This window comes from Bifidobacterium criceti (genome assembly GCF_002286935.1).
GTDB classification, from domain to species: domain Bacteria; phylum Actinomycetota; class Actinomycetes; order Actinomycetales; family Bifidobacteriaceae; genus Bifidobacterium; species Bifidobacterium criceti.
Window position 1 is genome coordinate 122,040 of the sequence record NZ_MVOH01000006.1, and the last position, 18,013, is coordinate 140,052.

Annotated in this window: 13 protein-coding genes and 1 tRNA gene; 3 read left to right on the plus strand and 11 right to left on the minus strand. The window is 64.2% G+C overall.

The window, feature by feature from the left end:
- The first annotated feature begins 109 nt into the window (after nt 1-109).
- Both B1526_RS02235 and B1526_RS02240 read left to right on the plus strand, forming a co-directional pair.
- Complete coding sequence (locus tag B1526_RS02235) at nt 110-1,513, plus strand: alpha/beta hydrolase (protein WP_095614491.1); 1,404 nt, start codon at nt 110-112, stop codon at nt 1,511-1,513.
- On the plus strand, nt 1,510-4,227 hold the full coding sequence (locus B1526_RS02240; RefSeq protein WP_095614492.1) for a bifunctional lysylphosphatidylglycerol flippase/synthetase MprF: 2,718 nt from the start codon (nt 1,510-1,512) through the stop codon (nt 4,225-4,227). Before B1526_RS02235 ends, B1526_RS02240 begins: the two co-directional genes overlap by 4 nt.
- 164 nt (nt 4,228-4,391) lie before the next feature.
- Here B1526_RS02240 and B1526_RS02245 read toward each other — a convergent pair whose 3' ends face one another.
- From B1526_RS02245 to B1526_RS02260, 4 genes are all read right to left on the minus strand, one after another.
- On the minus strand, nt 4,392-4,847 hold the full coding sequence (locus B1526_RS02245) for a Fur family transcriptional regulator (RefSeq protein ID WP_095614690.1): 456 nt from the start codon (nt 4,845-4,847) through the stop codon (nt 4,392-4,394).
- 110 nt (nt 4,848-4,957) lie between these two features.
- Nucleotides 4,958-6,127, minus strand: coding sequence for a 5-(carboxyamino)imidazole ribonucleotide synthase (gene purK / locus B1526_RS02250; RefSeq protein WP_095614493.1), 1,170 nt, complete (start codon nt 6,125-6,127; stop codon nt 4,958-4,960).
- The gene (purE, locus tag B1526_RS02255) at nt 6,111-6,608 is read right to left on the minus strand and encodes a 5-(carboxyamino)imidazole ribonucleotide mutase (RefSeq protein WP_095614494.1); all 498 of its coding nucleotides are present in this window, start codon (nt 6,606-6,608) and stop codon (nt 6,111-6,113) included. Before purE ends, purK begins: the two co-directional genes overlap by 17 nt.
- 125 nt (nt 6,609-6,733) lie before the next feature.
- A complete protein-coding gene (locus tag B1526_RS02260; RefSeq protein WP_095614495.1) occupies nt 6,734-8,593 on the minus strand; it encodes a 1-deoxy-D-xylulose-5-phosphate synthase in 1,860 nt (619 codons plus the stop codon).
- Between the two features lie 159 nt (nt 8,594-8,752).
- On the opposite strand from B1526_RS02260, the gene B1526_RS02265 reads away from it, so the two are divergent.
- Nucleotides 8,753-9,751: a zinc-binding dehydrogenase gene (locus tag B1526_RS02265; RefSeq protein WP_095614496.1), complete on the plus strand. Its 999-nt coding sequence runs from the start codon at nt 8,753-8,755 to the stop codon at nt 9,749-9,751.
- A gap of 386 nt (nt 9,752-10,137) precedes the next feature.
- On the opposite strand, the gene B1526_RS02270 is transcribed toward B1526_RS02265, so the two are convergent.
- From B1526_RS02270 to B1526_RS02300, 7 genes are all read right to left on the minus strand, one after another.
- A tRNA-Arg gene (locus B1526_RS02270) sits at nt 10,138-10,211 on the minus strand.
- 401 nt (nt 10,212-10,612) lie between these two features.
- On the minus strand, nt 10,613-11,806 hold the full coding sequence (locus B1526_RS02275; RefSeq protein ID WP_095614497.1) for an SLC13 family permease: 1,194 nt from the start codon (nt 11,804-11,806) through the stop codon (nt 10,613-10,615).
- 255 nt (nt 11,807-12,061) lie between these two features.
- Nucleotides 12,062-14,125, minus strand: a complete 2,064-nt coding sequence (dnaG, locus tag B1526_RS02280) for a DNA primase (RefSeq protein ID WP_095614498.1) — start codon at nt 14,123-14,125, stop codon at nt 12,062-12,064.
- Between the two features lie 44 nt (nt 14,126-14,169).
- A complete protein-coding gene (locus B1526_RS02285; protein WP_095614691.1) occupies nt 14,170-15,450 on the minus strand; it encodes a deoxyguanosinetriphosphate triphosphohydrolase in 1,281 nt (426 codons plus the stop codon).
- A 45-nt stretch (nt 15,451-15,495) separates the two neighbouring features.
- Complete coding sequence (gene alr / locus B1526_RS02290; protein WP_095614499.1) at nt 15,496-16,854, minus strand: alanine racemase; 1,359 nt, start codon at nt 16,852-16,854, stop codon at nt 15,496-15,498.
- A 47-nt stretch (nt 16,855-16,901) separates the two neighbouring features.
- On the minus strand, nt 16,902-17,426 hold the full coding sequence (locus B1526_RS02295; protein ID WP_095614500.1) for a GNAT family N-acetyltransferase: 525 nt from the start codon (nt 17,424-17,426) through the stop codon (nt 16,902-16,904).
- A 64-nt stretch (nt 17,427-17,490) separates the two neighbouring features.
- On the minus strand, nt 17,491-17,985 hold the full coding sequence (locus B1526_RS02300; RefSeq protein WP_095614501.1) for an S-ribosylhomocysteine lyase: 495 nt from the start codon (nt 17,983-17,985) through the stop codon (nt 17,491-17,493).
- Nucleotides 17,986-18,013: the final 28 nt, after the last annotated feature.

Genomic DNA, 18,013 nt, shown 5'->3' on the forward strand with positions numbered 1-18,013 from the left:
TGACAATACGCTGTGCGCTGGGCTGTGCGCGATGCGGACGCGTAGGCATGTGCCGCTACAGTGTGTACGGTCCGCGCCGAATGCCGCGTGGACGAAGGAGGACGACGACATGGCTTCCATCGCCGTATGGGAGGAGCTGTACGCGGTCCGTATCACGACCGGTTGGTTCCCCGCGCTGTTCTTCATCGCGACGCTCGCCGCGCTCATTGTGCTCAGTGTCACGCAGATGCGTCGCCACGCGCGCAGGCGCCTGATGCGCGAATGGGCCGCCGCGCTCGCCGTGGGCGGCGTCGGCGGTGCGATCGTATGGTTCATCTCGGACGGCATCGTCCTGTTCGGTGTCGAATTGGGTTGGGATGTCATCATCTCGTCGGCGATCGGATTCCTCGTCCTTGGGTTCTTCATCGCGGCCGCGGTCGCGGCGCGCGGCTGGCGGCGCGTGCTTGCGATCGTCATGGTGCCGCTCACGTTCGTCACGACGGCGGTGCGCATCAACATGATCTACGGCGAATACCAGACGATCGGTTCACTCGTCGACTATTCGCCGTATCCGTACATCACCGCGTCCGACGTCTCGCTTGACACGGTTTCCATACCCGAATGGAACCGCGACGTCGACGCGCATACGCAGACACCCGCGAAGGAAGGCCGTCTGCTGTCGGCCGACATTGCGAACCCCGCGTCGAAGTTCGCCGCGCGCAAGGCGCTCGTCTGGCTGCCGCCGTCGGCGCTCGCGAAACGACCGCCACGGCTGCCCGTCATCGTCATGCTCGCCGGGCAGCCGGGCAGCCCCACACGCTATTTCACCGCGAGCAACACAATCGACGTCCTGACGAGGTACGCGCACGCGCACAACGGGCTTGCGCCGATCGTCGTCTCCCCCGACCAGAACACGTCGATGACGCGCAATTCGCTGTGCGCGGACACGGTCAAATACGGCAACGCCGAGACGTATCTGACGAAGGACGTGCCCGATTGGATCCGCACACACCTGCCGGTGAGCGACGACGCGCGGGATTGGACGATCGGCGGCTTCTCGCAGGGCGGCACCTGTTCGACGCAGATCGGCCCGAACCATCCGCTCATCTACGGCAATGTGCTCGCCGTCGACGGCGAGCTCGCGCCGAACGCCGGCGGCGTCGACGCGATGGTCGACGGGTATTTCGGCGGCGACCGCGCCGCCTATGAACGGCAGGTCCCCGTCAACGCGCTGCGCGCGCACGCCCCGTCGGACCAGCTGATGATTCTGGCGGCGGGAGAAAAGGACGTCGTATCGATGGCGAACATCGCTACGATTGGAAACGAAGCGACCAAGGCCGGATGGACGGTCGTGCGGATCAAGGCCAAAGGTGCCGGACATGATTGGCGCGCCGTCAACGCCACGCTCGACGCGGCGCTGCCATGGCTGTGCGACCGCATGGGCCTCGCGGCGGGCTCCGGCCGAGGGAAGGACGAGGACGACGGGAGGATGGACACGATGGAGACGAATCCAGGAATCGAGGTGCTGCGATGAACGCACAACCGAAGGCGAGGCCGCATGCGAACGGCGACGGCGTCGGCGCGCAACTCGCGCACGACCTGCGCCAATGGGCGCATGAGCAACGTTTCGCGCTATGGACGACGTTCGGATTCGTCGTCATCAATGTGTGCTGGTGGCTCGCATACGCGGTGCGGCACCGCACATTGCCGTACGCGTCGATGGACACGACGCTCGGCGCGTTCGACATCGCGCACCTCATGCCGTCGCTCATCCTGACACGCGGCGTGTTCCAACTCATCGTCGAGGCGCTTCTCATCCTGTGCATGCTGTGCATCGCCGAACCGATGATGGGCGTGTGGCGCACGGTCGGATCGGCGCTCGCGAGCGCGGCGATCGGCGTCGTGCTCGGCCTGCTGCTGTGCGCGGGGTTCAATACGTTGTTGCAGGACAAGGCGATCATCTACCATGTGTCGTTCACGTTGTCGCCGCTCGTGCTTGTCGTTGGGGCCCTGTTCGCATCGACGGCGTTCGCCTACCAACAGTGGCGCCGCCGCATACGCCTCATCGGCTATACGGCGATCCTCGTCGTCCTGCTCTATGGCGGCAACCCGGGCGACTATTGCATGCTCGTCGCCGCGGTCGCCGGCCAGCTCATCGGCCGGGCGATGGCGGGTCCGCCGATCGAGGACGACGCATGGCATTGGCAGTACAGCAGTTCCGCGGAAGTGCGCCGCGTCCTCGGCTCGATCGGCATCGTGCTCGCGCTCGGCCCGATCGTCGCCGCGACGTCGCGTTCGCATGCCGGCCCGCTCACCGGACTCGCCTGGGTGCTCTCCCCCGCGTCGGTCAACACCGGCAAGCTCGCATCATGCATGCATGGCCATATCACGAACGGCTGCTTCGAACAGTACGAGCTCATGCGCGCGAGCATGACGGGCGACCTGATCCGCTCGGTGCTGCCGCTCCTCGTGATGGTCGCGCTCGCATGGGGTGTCTATCTTGGCCGGCGTACGGCGGCGGTGTGCAGCATCGTCTTCTATATCGCGTCCGCCGTGATCACGGTGTGCTATTACGTCGTCATGCCGTCGGTTGCCGCGAACGCGGCGATGCCGTTCTCGGGCCGCGCGCTTGAGACGTGCCTCATCAACACACTTGTCCCGCTCATCTATGCAATCGTGCTCATCATCGAGCTGCCTGCGTTCTCGATTCGCACGAAGGAGCGTCCGCTGCGCATCGGCCTGTTCGTCCTTGCGGCGACGTTCGTCGTCTGTGCGGCGATCTATCTCGTCTTCGGGCTCGTGCGCGGCGATGATTTCATGCCACGTCCCGGGCTACGCGTCCTGCTCGCCGAATTGTCGGGGCGTTTCCTGCCGGTCGGGTTCCTGACGAACACGCGTCTCGCGTTCGTACCGGACACGCCCCTCGCGTCGTTCGTCTACCAAGGCGTCGGCGTCATGTTCTGGATCGTGTTCGTCGTCGTCGCGTTCGCATGGCTCAACGCGACGATCGACTATGACAGGAAGGCGCATGCGCGTGCCGAGGAGCTCGTCGAGCATGGTGGTGAGTCGATGAGCTTCATGGCGACTTGGGAAGGCAACGAATACTGGCTTTCGGGCACGAAACGGTCCGCGGTCGCATACCGTGTGCTCAACCATATCGCGTTGACGACGACGGGACCGTTCGGCGATCCGGAGGAATGGATGAGCGATCTCGACGAGTTCGCGCGCTTCTGCCGCGACCATTCATGGTCGCCGGTGTTCTACGCGGTGCATGAGCCGGCGCGCGACCATCTTGCGAAGCTCGGCTGGCATTCGATCATGGTCGGCGACGAGATGGTCATCGACCCGCAAAGCTGGAAGACGACCGGCAAGAAGTGGCAGGATGTGCGCACGGCGATCAACAAGGCGAAGCGCGAAGGCATCACCGACGAGATGGGCACCTATGAGGATGCGCCGGCCGACGTGCAGGAGCAGATCCAGGAGATCTCCGACCAATGGTCGCAAGGCAAGGCATTGCCGGAGATGAAGTTCACGCTCGGTGGTGTCGAGGAGCTCAAGGACCCGCGCGTGCAGGTGCTCTACGCGATCGACGGCGACGGCGTCGTGCAGGCGGTCACGAGCTGGCTGCCGACATGGCACAACGGCCGTGTCATCGGCTGGACGCTTGATTTCATGCGCTACCGCATCGGCAGCTACAACGGCATCATGGAGTTCCTCATCGCGCGTATGGCGCAGCGGATGCATGATTGGGGCGTCGAACATCCGGACGAGCAGATCAGGTTCATCTCGTTGTCCGCGGCGCCGCTCACCGGACTGCACAGCGCATCGGACGCGAAACCGGACGACACGTCGAACATCGACGGCACCGTCATGCTCCAGCATTCGCTCGCGCTCGTCGCGGACCTGCTCGAGCCCGTGTACGGGTTCAAATCGCTCTACAACTTCAAGAAGAAGTTCCAACCGTCCGAACATCCGGTCTACATCTGCTACCCGGATTCGGCGCTCCTCGCGAACCTCGGCATCGCGATCGTGCGCGCATATCTGCCGACGCTCACGTTCCGCGGCGCACTCGGCATGCTGTCGAGCTTCAAACCGAAGAAATCGGACGACAAACAATCAGACAAGAAGAAATCGACCACCAATACGTCGGACGCCAGGAAAACGGACGCCCAACCGGCCAAACCGGACAAGGAACCTGACGCGGACACGGCCCCGAAGGATGCGCCGACCCAACACGCCCAGGAGTGACCACTCAGCGCGAACCTGTTTTCCGCAGTGCGGTGGGAGGCGCCGTAGCGTATCGCACTGCGGAAAAACGTGCCGGGCAACATGGCCCACCGCCACCAACACCATGGCAATACAGAAGTGGGTGTGCACGAATCCTCGTGCACACCCACTTGCCGCTCTCTCCATCAATCGGTGTCCGTGGAATCCCCGGCGTCGCCCTTCCTACGGCAGTCGGCGCACAGGCCGAACACCTCAAGCGTATGGGATTCGATCGTGAACCCATACGTATCGGCGACGTTCCTCAGCCATGCCTCACTCGGCGGATCGATCTCGACGGTCTTGCCGCACGACACACAGACGAGATGGTGGTGGTGGCGGTCGTCACTGCACAAACGGAACAGTTGTTGGCCGTTCATGCGAACCGTGTCGACGAGCCCCTGCTCCTCCATCGCGTTGAGCTGACGGTAGACGGTCGCGAGCGAGATATGCTCACCGTCGTCCTCAAGGCGTTCATGCAACCGCTGCGCGGAGACGAACCCGTCCGTATGCGCGAGCGATTCGCGGATCACATCCTTCTGCCGTGTATTGCGCATGCGGTCGAGGTGCTCCTTTCCAATGACGCTGCCGGTCGTGCGCACCATCATCAGGTGGTGGCGTTGTCCGCGGGCGTCCATGATACTACACGGCGTCGGGCGCGGGCGTGGCACATGTGCGCCGATACACACGGAACGCACACGAACCGTGTGCGTGTTCAGCCGCGGTCGGTGATGTCCGCCCAGCAGCCGGTCGCGTCGAGGCCGGCGACCGTACGCTCCACGTCGTCGGTCAGGACGGTGATATGCCCCATCTTGCGGTTGTGCTTCGCCTCGGCCTTGCCATAATCGTGCACATGCCATTCGGGATGGTCGGCGATCGCCGCGCGCGTCGGTTCGACATGCTGGCCGAGCACGTTGACCATGACGGCCGCCGGTGTGAGCTGCTGCGGCTGCGCGAGCGGCCATCCGCATATGCCGCGCACATGCAGGTCGTACTGGTCGAAATCGCACGCCTCGATCGTGTAATGCCCCGAATTGTGCGGACGTGGCGCGAGCTCGTTGACGATGAGCGTGCCGTCCGCGCAGACGAACAGTTCGATCGCGAGCGTGCCCGCGAGTTCGAAGCCCTTCGCGAGTTCGACCGCGAGCGCGCGCGCCTCCTGCTGCATCGCACCATCCATCGGCGCCGGCATGATCGTCTTGTGCAGGATGTTGTCGCAGTGGATGTTGCGCACGACCGGGAACGTCACATAGTCGCCGCCGTTGCCGCTCACGAGGATCGACGCCTCATACGCGAAGTCGACGAAGCCTTCGAGGATCGCGGTCGGGAACGCGTCGTCGGGCCAGACCTGTTCGAGGTCGTCGGCGCTCGTGAGCACGATTTGGCCGTGGCCGTCGTAGCCGCCTTCGGCCGTCTTGAGGACGGCCGGGTATCCGATCTCATCGAGCGCGGCGAGGAGTTCGGCGTGGTTGCGCACAGGCGCCCAAGGCGCGGTCGCGATGCCATGGTCGTTGATGAACGTCTTTTCGGCGATGCGGTTCTGCGTCACGCGCAGCAGGTCGGTGCCCTGTGGAATCGCGACGCGGTCGCGCACCGCGTCGAGCGCGTCGGCGTCGACGTTCTCGAATTCGTACGTGAGCACGTCACTGCGGTCGGCGAGTTCGCGGATCGCGGCGGTGTCGTCATAGTCGGCGACAATCTGGAAGTCGGCGACCTGCGCGGTCGGGCAATCCTCGGTCGGGTCGAGCGTACCGACGCGGAATCCCATGTATTTCGCGGCGAGCGCCATCATACGGCCGAGCTGTCCGCCGCCGACGATGCCAATCGTCGCGCCCGGCGCGAGCATGTCGACGGCGCCGTTCGTTTCCTCAGACAAGCTTGGCATTGGATTCGTCCACCTTCTTCTTGAGTTCCTCACGGTAGTCGTCGAGTGCATGCGCGAGGCGTTCGTCGGCCATGCTGAGCATGCTTACGGCGAGCAGGCCTGCGTTCGTCGCGCCTGACTTGCCGATCGCCGTCGTCGCGACGGGGATACCGCCCGGCATCTGCACGATCGACAGCAGCGAATCCCATCCGGAGAGCGCATGCGACTGCACTGGCACGCCGATGACGGGAAGCGTCGTCTGCGCGGCGACCATGCCCGGCAGATGCGCGGCTCCGCCGGCTCCGGCGATGATGACCTTGATGCCGTTCGCGCGCGCAGCATGGGCGAACTCACCCATGAGCTCGGGCGTGCGATGCGCGGACACGACCTGCTTGAGATACGGGACGCCGAAGCGGTCGAGCATCTCGCACGCGTGCTTCATCGTCTCCCAGTCGCTGGCCGATCCCATGATCACGGCCACTTCGGGCTTGCTGGCTGTCATTGTTACCTCCGCAAAGATGTGGACGGGTGGTTGCATCGTGTTCCACTGTACGCCGACCCGGCGCGTTGGACGGCCGCCGGCGCTTGTCGCGTCTCACATCGCGATGCCCCGTGGGGCGCTAGAAGCTATCGCAGCAGTGCGCGGATCGCGTCGGTGATGGCGTCAGGCGTCATATGGTAGCGCGAATTGAGCTCGGCGAGCGGCGTGCGGTCGGTGAACTCCTTGTCGGCGCCGAAATTGAGGACATGCATGCCGGCGTCGGGCATCTCGTTCGCATAGTATGCGGTGATTTTCTCACCCCAGCCGCCTTCAAGCTGCGCGTCCTCGAGTGTGACGACGACGCGGTGTTTAGGCGCGAGCGATGCGAGCGTCGCCTCGTCGAGTGTCGAGAACTGCAACGGGTTGATGAGGGTCGCGTCGATTGCAGGCGTGCCTTTATCCACCGGCGCGGCGAGCCGTTCGACGATGGCCTTCGCGCACGCATAGGCGTTGCCGAGGCCGATGACGGCCACACCGGAGCCGTCATGGTCGATGCGGTAGCCGCTCCACGGCGCGTCCGCGTCGGTGCGCTGCGGTTCGGCCGTCATCTGTGGATCGAGGACCCCCGCACGCTCCGCGTCGAGGATTGCGTTGCCGGGCACGCGGATGAGCGTCGGCGCCGTGTTGTCCGCGGACGTCGCCCATGCGAGCATGTCGAGGAACATCTGCCGTGACGTCGGCGCCAGGCAGCGCAATCCGGGGATGTTGCCGAACATCGTGACGTCGAAGGCCCCCGAATGCGTGTTGTCGGCATCCGATATGCCGCCGCCGAACGACAGCAACGTCACCGGTGTGCCGTTGAGCGCGAGCTCCTGCTGCAATTGGTCGAAGGCCCGCTGGAAGAACGTCGCGGACGTCGCGACGACCGGGCGGCCGCCGCCCTTCGCAAGCCCCGACGCGAACGCGACCGCATGCTCCTCGGTTATGCCGGTATCCACATAATGCGCGCCCGCACGTGCACGGAATTCCTGTGTGATGCCGTTCGAACCCGGCGTCGCCGGTGAGATGACGACAAGCCCAGGCTCCGCATCGAAGCGGCGCTCAAGCGACGCCATCGCGATCCGCCCATAGTATTTGCGCGCGCCAAGCGGCTTATGCTCGTCAGCGATCGGCGCCTGCCAATGATTCGCCTCACACCGCCCTTCCTCGATGCCATGCGCGGCATCCTCGGCGTCCAAGCCAAGACCCTTCGTCGTATGGATGTGCAGAACAATCGGATGGTCGATGTCCTTCACTTCCTCGAACAGACGCACAAGCGCGTGCACATCGTTGCCATCCTCAAGATAGCGGTAGTCAAGGCCGAACCCACGGAACAGGTTCACATCCGAACGTCCATGCGACGCGCGCATCTCGGCGAGCGTCGCATACATGCCACCCTGGTTGTCGGCGATCGACATCTCATTGTCGTTGAACACGATGATGAGGTTGCCGCCCTGCGCGGCCGCATTGTTGAGCCCCTCGAACGCGATGCCCGAACTGAGCGCGCCATCGCCGATGACGGCGATGACATTGCCCGTCTGCGGCGTCTCCGCCGCCGCGCGCAGCATGTCGCGCTCCTTCGCAAGCCCACATGCGAGCGAAACCGACGTGCCCGTATGCCCGAGCACGAACATGTCATGGCCGCTTTCGGATGGGTTCGTGAACCCCGTCACCGTACCGAACAGCGCGGCTTCGCGGAACGCCTGCGCGCGCCCCGTGAGCATCTTATGGACATAGCTCTGATGGGAGACGTCGAACACGATCTTGTCGAACGGCGACTCGAACACACGGTGCAACGCGACACACGCCTCGATGAGGCCGAGATTGGAGCCGATATGGCCGCCATGGCGTTTGCCGAACTCGATGAGCGTCGCACGGATCTGCGCGCACAGGGCCTCCAATTCGCCCCCGTCGAGCCCCTTCACATCCGCGGGAGCATGCATGTTCGCCAGAATGTCGCCGGTCATGAGCCTGATCAAATCCTTACGGTCTCGTCCAACGGACGCAGGTGTGCGTCTCGCGAACCATATTATAGTGTGTCGTCCTGCCGGGCCGCGGGGCGCCGCGTTAGAATGACGGATGACGGCCGTGAAAAGGTCGCACGGACAGACGCGAAGGAGCGGCATATGCGAGCCGTATACGTACAGGACATCAATCCGGATCGACCGTTGGACGCGCTCGCGGTGGGCGAACTGCCGCAGACGCCGCTGCCATACGGGTGGACACGTATCCGCACACGCGCGGTATCGATCAACCATCATGACATCTGGTCGCTCAAGGGGGTGGGACTGTCCGCGGACATGACGCCGATGATCCTCGGCACCGACGTGTGCGGTGTCCTCGAGGAGGAACCACAGGGGCATACGGGACTCAAGGCGGGCGACGAAGTCGTCGCGTACACCGTCGTCGGAGCGGACGGCGCGGGTGTGCTCGCAGGTGAACGGCGCACGATCCTCTCGGAGAAATACCCGGGAACGATGGCCGACGAAACGCAAGTGCCCGCGGCGAACCTCTTCGCGAAACCGGCGAACTGCACGATCGAGGAAGCGGCCGCGCTCGGCACAAGCTGGCTCACCGCGTATTCGATGCTGTTCTCATGTGACCACGGCGCACAAGTGCAGCCGGGAGACAGCGTCCTCATCCAAGGCGCCGGCGGCGGCGTCTCAAGTGCGGCGATCCAGCTTGCGCACGCAGCGGGACTCGAAGTGTTCGTGACGTCGCGCAGCGCGGAGAAACTCGACGTCGCACGGCGCATCGGCGCGGACGTCGCCGTGCGCGTCGGCGAACGCCTGCCACACAAGGTCGACGCCGTGCTCGACTCGGTCGGATCGGTCACATGGAGCCATTCGATCCGTTCGGTACGACCCGGAGGGACGGTCGTCACATGCGGCGCGACGAGTGGCGACCAACCAGGCGCCGAACTGACACGTGTGTTCTTCCAGGACATCCGCATCCAAGGCAACACGATGGGCTCGCGTGACGACTTCGCACGCATGCTGCGCTTCGTCGAACACGCGAACCTGCACCCGGTCATCGACGCGACATATCCGGCCGAATACGCGAAGGACGCGTTCGCGCGCGTCATGTCGGGGAATCTGTTCGGCAAAGTCGTGCTCACGTTCTAGCGGTTGCGAGCGGCTGTACGTGTGCGCGCGCAGCGGCGGCAGGCATGAAGAAGAGGCGGTGCGGCCCATTGTCTGGACCGCACCGCCTTTCCCATCCCAGTGTGCTGTGCTGCTGTGCGTTGTGCCACTGTGCACGGATTCGCCTTCACCACCACCACGTCACAGCTCACAGCTGCAATCCCACCTGCAAACCCACCCTTTTGCGTCCAGATCCGCAGCTGTCAGCCGCCAAAAACGGACAGCATCCCAAACCATCGGCCGCACCTGCCAAACCACCCGCAAATGCGCCCTTTTACGTCCCGAACCGCCGGAGCCGCCTACAACTCCGGACGCAAAGGCCTAGGTACATATGCAAAAAGGGATGACGCATGCGCCATCCCTGGCCGTGACCCCGGACGGGCTCGAACCGTCGACCTTGAGATTAGAAGTCACATGCTCTATCCAGCTGAGCTACGGGGCCAAACCTGAATCAGTATAGCGCACCGTCCGGAATGGTCCCACCACCCGCATGCCCATGATCCGCAGCGCGCCGAACCACAGGCACCACCTGCGAAACCACCCGCCACGCCACTCATTTGCGTCCCGAATCATCGGCACCATCTGCGAAGCCGGACGCAAAACAGCCCGGTTGTGCCCCGAACAGTAGGCGCTATCTGCTGAAACGGACACAGCGTCCCAGACCGCGGGCGTCATCTACGAAGCCACCCGCTAAACAGCCCAGTTACATCCCGAACCGCAGACCACACCGGCCGAACAACCCGCAGCGTCCCGGCCCACCGGCACCATCTGCGAAGCCGGACGCAAAACAGCCCGGCGGCGTCCCGGCCCACCGCCGCCACCTGCCAAACCGGACGCCGCACGCTACTCGATGATGAGCGCGAGGCCGTAGAGCAGCAGCAGGAACAGCACGCTCACGGCGGTGTACACGGCCAGATATCGGCTCTTCTCGTGCGGATAGGCGCGAGCGTAGTTCTTGTAGGTGATGAGCGACGCCATCGACGCGATGAGCGTGCCCATGCCGCCGATGTTCGTGCCGATGATGAGCGGCACCCATTCGTCGCAGAACCCGGACAACAGCAACGACGTCGGCACGTTGCTGATGATCTGGCTCGAGATGATCGACACTTCGAGCGGATGCTGCCCGACGAACGCCTGTGCGATCCCTGCGAATTCCGGCACGCGCTTCATGTTGCCGATGAAGATGAAGAACATGATGAACGTGAGCGGCAACCCCCAGTCCGCGTGCGCGAACGAACGCCTGTCGCACACGAGCATTGCCACCACAGTGACGACGCACATGACCCACAACGGTACGATGTCGCTCACCGCGAGCACGCACACGAGGAACACGACCGTGTACACGATCGCACGCCATCCGCCGTATCCCGCACCGTAGCCGGTGACTTTGATCTCGTCCGGCTGTGCGCGCGACGAGTCGGGCGCGAGCACGCCGCGTTCGATGCCTTTGCTGTCCATCCCTTCGAATTCGGTGATTGTGCGCCCGCGGAACACGACGGCCGTGACGATGACGAGCAGCACCGCCGCGAGCGCCGAGTATGGCGCCATGATTTCGAGGAAGCGTCCCGTGCTCATCCCGGTGAGCGCTTTGAAGTAGAGGTTGTGCGCGTTGCCGACCGGTGTGAGCATGCTGCCGGTGTTCGCGGCGACGGTCATGAGCGCGCATACGATGATCGCGCGGTCCTCCATGTGCGCCATGGTGAGCACGGCGAGTCCGAACGGCACGAACGTGAGCAATGCGACGTCGTTCGTGATGAACATCGATGAGAAGAACGTGAGCGAGAGCAACGTGAGCACGAGGCCGCGCGCGGTGTGCACACGCCGCAGCAGACTCGCGCCGATGATCCTGAACACGCCGATGCGTTGGAAGCCCGCGACGACGAGCATGAGGCATATGAGCTGTGAGATCGTGCTCACGTGCACGTAGCCGCCGTATTCGCCGTCGGGTGGCACGATGAAGCATGATATCAACGCGAGTATGGACGCGACGATCAATATGGTCTCGCTGCGCATGAACGTGAGCACCCGTTGCCGCATTCATCCTCCAGAACACATTTGCAAAACAGGTCCATCCTACACGAAATCGCCCCATTGCAACGATTCGGCGTGGTGTTTTCCGACCGTTTCCGCCGATGTTCACTCCGCATCTCTTGCAATCATTACGTTCGGACGCCGACGTTTTCACGATTGCGAACGTGTGCGCTCGGCCATGCACACGTACGCGCACGACGCACACCACACACCTCACACGACATACGCACACCACACACGGTCTACACGCACCGCGCACCGTCATCCGCCGAAGATGCTCGCCTTGAGTTCCTTCCTCGCGGTCTCGAGATGCTGCAATATGCCGAGCAGTTCGATCTGCTGTTTCGAATCCTGCACGTGCGCGATGCGGTGCTTCGTCTGTTCGATCGTGCGCATGTAGCCGGCGTCGAGGAGTTTCGCGAGCAGTTGGTTCGCGTACTGCCGTTCCGCTTGGCTCGCTTCGCACAGCGGCTGCGCGGCGACGCCCGCACCGCCGTTCGTGTCCTGTTCGCGCTGCACGGCGCCTTCGTCGAACTTGAGCGGCAATGGCATGACGGCGAGTTCGTTGATGACCTGTCCGAGCATCGGGCCGCCCGCGTCGAGCAGATGCCCGAACCACTGCTGCTGTGTCGCCGAGTCCGGCGGCAGCCCGCCCGCGACGTCGACGGCCTGGTACATCGATTGGAACACGGGCGTCTGGAAACAGTGCACGTTGAGTCCGCGGAACAGTTCCGCGTTGATTGCGCGCGGTATTTGGATGAGCGTCGCCATGAACTGCTGTTCGCAGATGAACACCGGATCGGGGATGCGGTAGAACGTCTGCCGTTCCGCGTTCGCCTGCTCGATGAGGCGCACCTGCACGGCCGTCGGCTCCTGCTGTCCGCTTTCCGCGGCGCGCGCGTAGCGGTTGCGTTTGGGCGCGTACGCGTCTTCATCGCGGATCCGCATCGTTTTGCGCGCTTCGATGACTTCGTGCCGCATGACGTCGAGGTCGACGCCGATTGCACGCGCCTCCTTGCGTGCGTACATGTCCCACAACGAACGGTCGCGGATCTGCGCGATGAGTGGCGCGGTCGCCTTGACGGCGCCCATGCGCCCCGTCGTGTATGTCGTGTCGAAACGGTTGACGGCGGCGGACAGGACGAAGTCATACAGTGGTTTCGCATTCTCGATGAGCGCGCGCAATGCTTCGTCGCCGCGTTGGATGCGCAGGTCGCACGGGTCGAGGTTGTCGTCGGCGACGGCGACGAAGGTCTGCGACAGGAACGCCGTGTCGAGGCCGAACGCGTGCAATGCCGCCTTCTGCCCGGCGGCGTCGCCGTCGAACGTGAAGACGATGCGCGAGCTGAGCGCCTGTCCTTCGACTTTGAGTGGTCCGACGAGCTGCACCGCGCCGAGTGAATCGTCGTGGATGAGCCTGCGCACGATTTTCGCGTGCTCTTCGCCGAATGCCGTGCCGCATGTCGCGACGGCCGTGTCGATGCCTGCGAGGTGCATCGCCATGACGTCGGTGTAGCCTTCGACGATGACGACCTGCCGTTTCTTGACGATGGCGTCCTTCGCGAGGTCGATGCCGTAGAGCACCTGGTTCTTGTGGTAGAGCTGCGTGTCCGGTGTGTTGATGTATTTCGCGCCGATCTGGTCGTCGTCGTAGAGCTTGCGCGCGCCGAAGCCGAGTGTGCGTCCCGTCGAATCACGGATCGGCCATGTCGCACGCCCACGGAAGTAGTCGTAGATGCCGCGCTGCCCTTGGCGCGCGAGTCCCGCGTCGAGCATCTCCTGCTGTGTGTAGCCTTTGTTCGCGAGGTGGCGCACGAGGTTGTCCCATCCCTGTGGCGCGTAGCCGCAACCGAACCTCGCGCAGTCCTCCTGGCTGAAGTCGCGTCCGCCGAGCAGTTGGCGCGCGGGGAGCGCCTCCGGTGTCTTGAGCTGTTCGGTGAAGAAACGCTGCGCCTCCTCGTTCATCTCGAGCAGACGTGTGCGTTTCGAGCCTTTGCGCGCGTTGTCGTTGCCGCGTCCCGCCTCGCGCCGCAGCTCGATGTGGTATTTGTCGGCGAGCAGTTCGACGGCGTCCGGGAAATCGAGGTTCTCACGCTCCTGCACGTAGCCGAAGACGTCGCCGGAGCGTCCGCAGCCGAAGCAGTGCCACAGGCCCATCGATGGGCGCACATAGAAGCTCGGTGTCTTCTCGTCATGGAACGGGCACAGTCCGGAGAACGATCCGACGCCCGCCGGATTGAGTTTCACGCTTGCGGACACGATGTCGTACAGATCGGCCGCGTTCCTTACCTTGTCGATGTCCTCTTGTCTGATCAAGCCCGCCATGAGCCAACATCATATCAGCCGTCGCGCCGCGTACCACGTCCCGTTCACGAACACAGCAGCGTATGCATCGTCATCGCCGACGCATCGGTGAGGCTCGCGACCTCGTCAATCGCGACACGCAGCCGTTCGCCGTCGGTCTCCGCACGCATCCAGTCCTCCCAGAACACACGTTCGAGCGCGAACGGCGGCGTCGACGTGTCGTTGACGATTGTTTCCACAAGGTCGGTCACGATTCGCTGTTCGTCCTCTTTCATCGGGGAATGGTCGCGTGGTTCCATCAGATAGTGCACGGCGATGCCTTTGAGTACGAGGATCTCATACCGTGTCTCGTACGGGACTTCGAGCGCGCACGCGTACCGTGTGAGCGCGCCGGGTCCGTGGGCCGCGCGCATCGCCGCTTCGACGCTCAGCGCGAACCTGCCGATGAGCATGCTCGTGACGTTCTTGAGTTGCGCGAGTGCGCGCCGCGAACCGTCGAAGGTTTCGGGGAACGCGCCGATTGATTCGAGCCTGCCGAATGCGCGCACGAGGCCATCCGGGTCCCATTGGCTGCCGTACCATGCGATGATTTCGTCGACGATCGCGTCGATGGTGCGGGGGCTGCGCAACGCCGTCAGGTCGGCCGCGCCGGTCGCGACCGCGTCCTCGACGTCGTGCACGCTGTACGCGATGTCGTCGGCGAGGTCCATGATCTGCCCTTCGAGCGGCACCGTCGCTTCCGGTGCGCCTTCCTTGAGCCACAGGAAGGCGTCGATGTCGTCCGGGTACACGCCGAATTTGCGGCTGCGTTCGCCTTTCGGGTGGGCGTCGGCGTGCGCGTGGTCCCATGGGTATTTGACGGCCGCGTCGAGGCATGCGCGTGTGAGGTTGACGCCCGCGGAACGCCCGTCCCTGAAGAACACTTTCGGTTCGAGGCGCGTGAGCAGGCGGAAGGTCTGTGCGTTGCCTTCGAATCCGCCGATGTTGTTCGCGAGCGCCGCGAGCGCGCGTTCGCCGTTGTGCCCGAATGGTGGGTGTCCGAGGTCGTGTGCGAGGCATGCGCAGTCGACGACGTCGGGGTCGCAGCCGAGCATTTTCGCGATCTGCCGTCCGATTTGTGCGACTTCGAGCGTGTGGGTGAGGCGTGTGCGTGCGAAGTCGTCGGTTCCGGCGACGAGGATCTGGCTTTTCGCGCCGAGCCTGCGCAGTGCCGATGAGTGGATGAGGCGCGCGCGGTCGCGTTCGAACGCGGTACGGCCGCCTGATTTGGGTGCTTCGGGCGCCCATCGCGCGATGTCGTGTTCGGTGTATCCTTCGTGTGCGCTGTGCGCTGTCTGTTCGCTCATCGTCTCCCCCATCGTCCGCCGTGGTGTGCCCGGGCGCTGGACGCGTTACAGGATGCTTGCGGGGTCGAGCCTGTCGAGGTCCTCGGTGGACAGGACGTCCGTCGCGTGCGCGTAGAGGCGTGGTACGCGGTTGCGCAGGCATGTGAAGATCTCGTAGCTGATCGTGTCTGCGGCGCGAGCCCAGTCGTCGGCGGTCGGTTCGGCGTATGCCTCGCCGCGGCCGGGGCCGAAGAGTTCGACGGTGTCGCCGATCGCGACGCCGAGGTCGTCGGCCATGCCGTGCAGGTCGATGATGAACTGGTCCATGCAGACGCGTCCGCTCACGCGCATGAGGCGTGGGCCGTCCTTCGTCATGACGCGTACCGGGCCGCCGGGCATCGTGCGGCCGAGCGCGCCGCGTTCGTCGGATCCGGATGCCGAACGGTGGATGCCGTCCGCGTAGCCGACCGGTACGATCGCGACGCTTGTGCGCGCTTCCGTCAGGTAGATGCGTCCGTAGGACAGTCCGCTGTTCTCGTCGACGTCTTTGACGGAGCTCAGTTGCGCCTGCAGGGTCATCGCCGGTTTGAGCCCGTACTGTTCGGGTCTGCCCATCGCCGGGTCCGCCTCGTAGCCGTAGAGCGCGACGCCCGGTCGCACGAGGTCGTAGTGGATTTCCGGGCGGCTCAATGTGGCCGCCGTGTTCGCCAGGTGCCGGATTCTTGGTTCGATGCCCGCGTCGTTGAGGCGCTGCGTGAACGCTTCGAACCGTGCGATCTGTGTTTCGGTCTGTTCGACGAAGTCGGCGTTGTCCGGCGCGTCGGCGACGGCGAGGTGGCTCCACTGTCCGACGATGTCGATGACGCCTTCGTCGTGCAACGCCATGAGCATCTCGATCGCCTCGGGCAGGTTCTCGAATGTGAAGCCGTTGCGGCCGAAGCCGGTGTCGACCTTGATGTGGATGCGTGCGGGGCGTCCCGCTTCGCGCGCCGCGTCGGCGATGTGTTCGAGCGCCGTCAGTGTCGCGACCGACAGGTCGATGTCCGCGTCGATGAGTTCGCGGTACGGGGCTTCGAGCGGGTTGTTGACCCAGGTGAGGATGTGCGCGCGGTCCGCGCCGATGCCGGCGTGGCGCAGCAGGAGCGCTTCGCGCGCCTGCGCCGTGCCGAGCCATGTCGCGCCGCCCGCGAGCGCGGCGAGCGCGGTCGGGATGAGGCCGTGGCCGTACGCGTCCGCTTTGACGACGCCCATGACCTGCGTCTCACCGCCTTCGCGGTTGACGATGTCGACGAGATGGCGCATGTTGTCGCGGATCACGGCGAGGTCGACGATCGCCTGCGCCGGGTATGCGCGGCGCGCGGCATGGTAGTTGGCTTCGCCCTGCGGCGACGAGAATCGTGGATCGGCAAGTGCTTGTGCGCTCATAGTCGGTATTGTTCCTCCCCTGTGTGACGTCTCCGTGACGTTCGCCGTCACCATTCGTGCCGCTGGTAGGCGATGCGTGTCGTGTCCTCGTCGCGGTCGAGCAGTTGGATGAGGCCGCAACGCGCGAATCCGCACGTTTCGAGCACGTGTTGCATCGCCTTGTTGTTCGGATGGGTGTCGACGCGCACGTTGCCGTAGTGTTTGAGGCACCATTCGACGCAGTCGCGCGCCGCGTGGCGCACGAGCCCGCTCGACGCGATCCTGTGGATCGTCACATAGGAGTCGTTGTCGAGCCACGCCCCGTTGATCTTCACATAGGTCGGGTCGATGCCGGGGCATACGGCGAACTGCGCGAGGATGCGCTCATGGCCGCCGACCGTGTCGACGAGCAGCATCGTCCTGTGGTTCGCGATGTCGTCCTTGACGACTTCGGCTCTCGGGAACGTGCTCCCCCATTGCGTCGGGTTGCCGTTGCGCGCCATGAGGTCGCGCGCCCGCGCATAGTTGCGTTCGATCTGCGGATAGTCCTTCATCGTCGCATGTCGGAACCGTCGTGTCGATGCACTGGCCATGAGTCCTGCCAACGTCCTTTGCCTGTTGCTGTGGAAAACCTGCTGACTGCTGCGCCGCCTGCGCTCAGACGACCTTGCGTTCGAACGGGTCGGAGCTGATGCCTTGCGCGAGGATGTCCTTCGCCCATTCCTTCGCCGTGAACAGGCTGTGGTCGCGGTAGTTGCCGCAGCTTTCGATCGTCGTCGCGGGCACGTCGTCCCATGTCGCCTCGTTCGCGATGAATTCGAGCGACTCCTTGAGCGCCTTCGCGACGTCCTCGGTCGAATGTTCGCCCCATGTGAGCAGGTGGAACCCGGTGCGGCATCCGAACGGCGAGCAGTCGATGTATCCGGGGATGCGTTCGCGCAGCAGCACGGCGATCGTGTGTTCGATCGTATGTAGGCCGCCTGTCGGGATCGCGTTCTCATTCGGCTGCACGAGGCGCAGGTCGTAGTTCGAGATGACGTCGCCGTTCGGACCGGTTTCCGTGTCGATGTAGCGCACGTATGGCGCCTTCACTTTCGTATGGTCGAGCTGGAAGCTTTCGACGACGGGCTTGTCCTGCTGCTCGTGTGCCATGGTCTCCTCGTTTCGTTGTTCGCCGGGG

Bases quoted from the DNA above. Each gene is read 5' to 3' on its own strand.
- B1526_RS02235 (WP_095614491.1), top strand. From the start codon at position 110: ATGGCTTCCATCGCCGTATGGGAGGAGCTGTACGCGGTCCGTATCACG.
- B1526_RS02240 (WP_095614492.1), top strand. From the start codon at position 1,510: ATGAACGCACAACCGAAGGCGAGGCCGCATGCGAACGGCGACGGCGTC.
- B1526_RS02245 (WP_095614690.1), bottom strand. From the start codon at position 4,847: ATGGTGCGCACGACCGGCAGCGTCATTGGAAAGGAGCACCTCGACCGC.
- purK (WP_095614493.1), bottom strand. From the start codon at position 6,127: ATGCCAAGCTTGTCTGAGGAAACGAACGGCGCCGTCGACATGCTCGCG.
- purE (WP_095614494.1), bottom strand. From the start codon at position 6,608: ATGACAGCCAGCAAGCCCGAAGTGGCCGTGATCATGGGATCGGCCAGC.
- B1526_RS02260 (WP_095614495.1), bottom strand. From the start codon at position 8,593: ATGACCGGCGACATTCTGGCGAACATGCATGCTCCCGCGGATGTGAAG.
- B1526_RS02265 (WP_095614496.1), top strand. From the start codon at position 8,753: ATGCGAGCCGTATACGTACAGGACATCAATCCGGATCGACCGTTGGAC.
- B1526_RS02275 (WP_095614497.1), bottom strand. From the start codon at position 11,806: ATGCGGCAACGGGTGCTCACGTTCATGCGCAGCGAGACCATATTGATC.
- dnaG (WP_095614498.1), bottom strand. From the start codon at position 14,125: ATGGCGGGCTTGATCAGACAAGAGGACATCGACAAGGTAAGGAACGCG.
- B1526_RS02285 (WP_095614691.1), bottom strand. From the start codon at position 15,450: ATGAGCGAACAGACAGCGCACAGCGCACACGAAGGATACACCGAACAC.
- alr (WP_095614499.1), bottom strand. From the start codon at position 16,854: ATGAGCGCACAAGCACTTGCCGATCCACGATTCTCGTCGCCGCAGGGC.
- B1526_RS02295 (WP_095614500.1), bottom strand. From the start codon at position 17,426: ATGGCCAGTGCATCGACACGACGGTTCCGACATGCGACGATGAAGGAC.
- B1526_RS02300 (WP_095614501.1), bottom strand. From the start codon at position 17,985: ATGGCACACGAGCAGCAGGACAAGCCCGTCGTCGAAAGCTTCCAGCTC.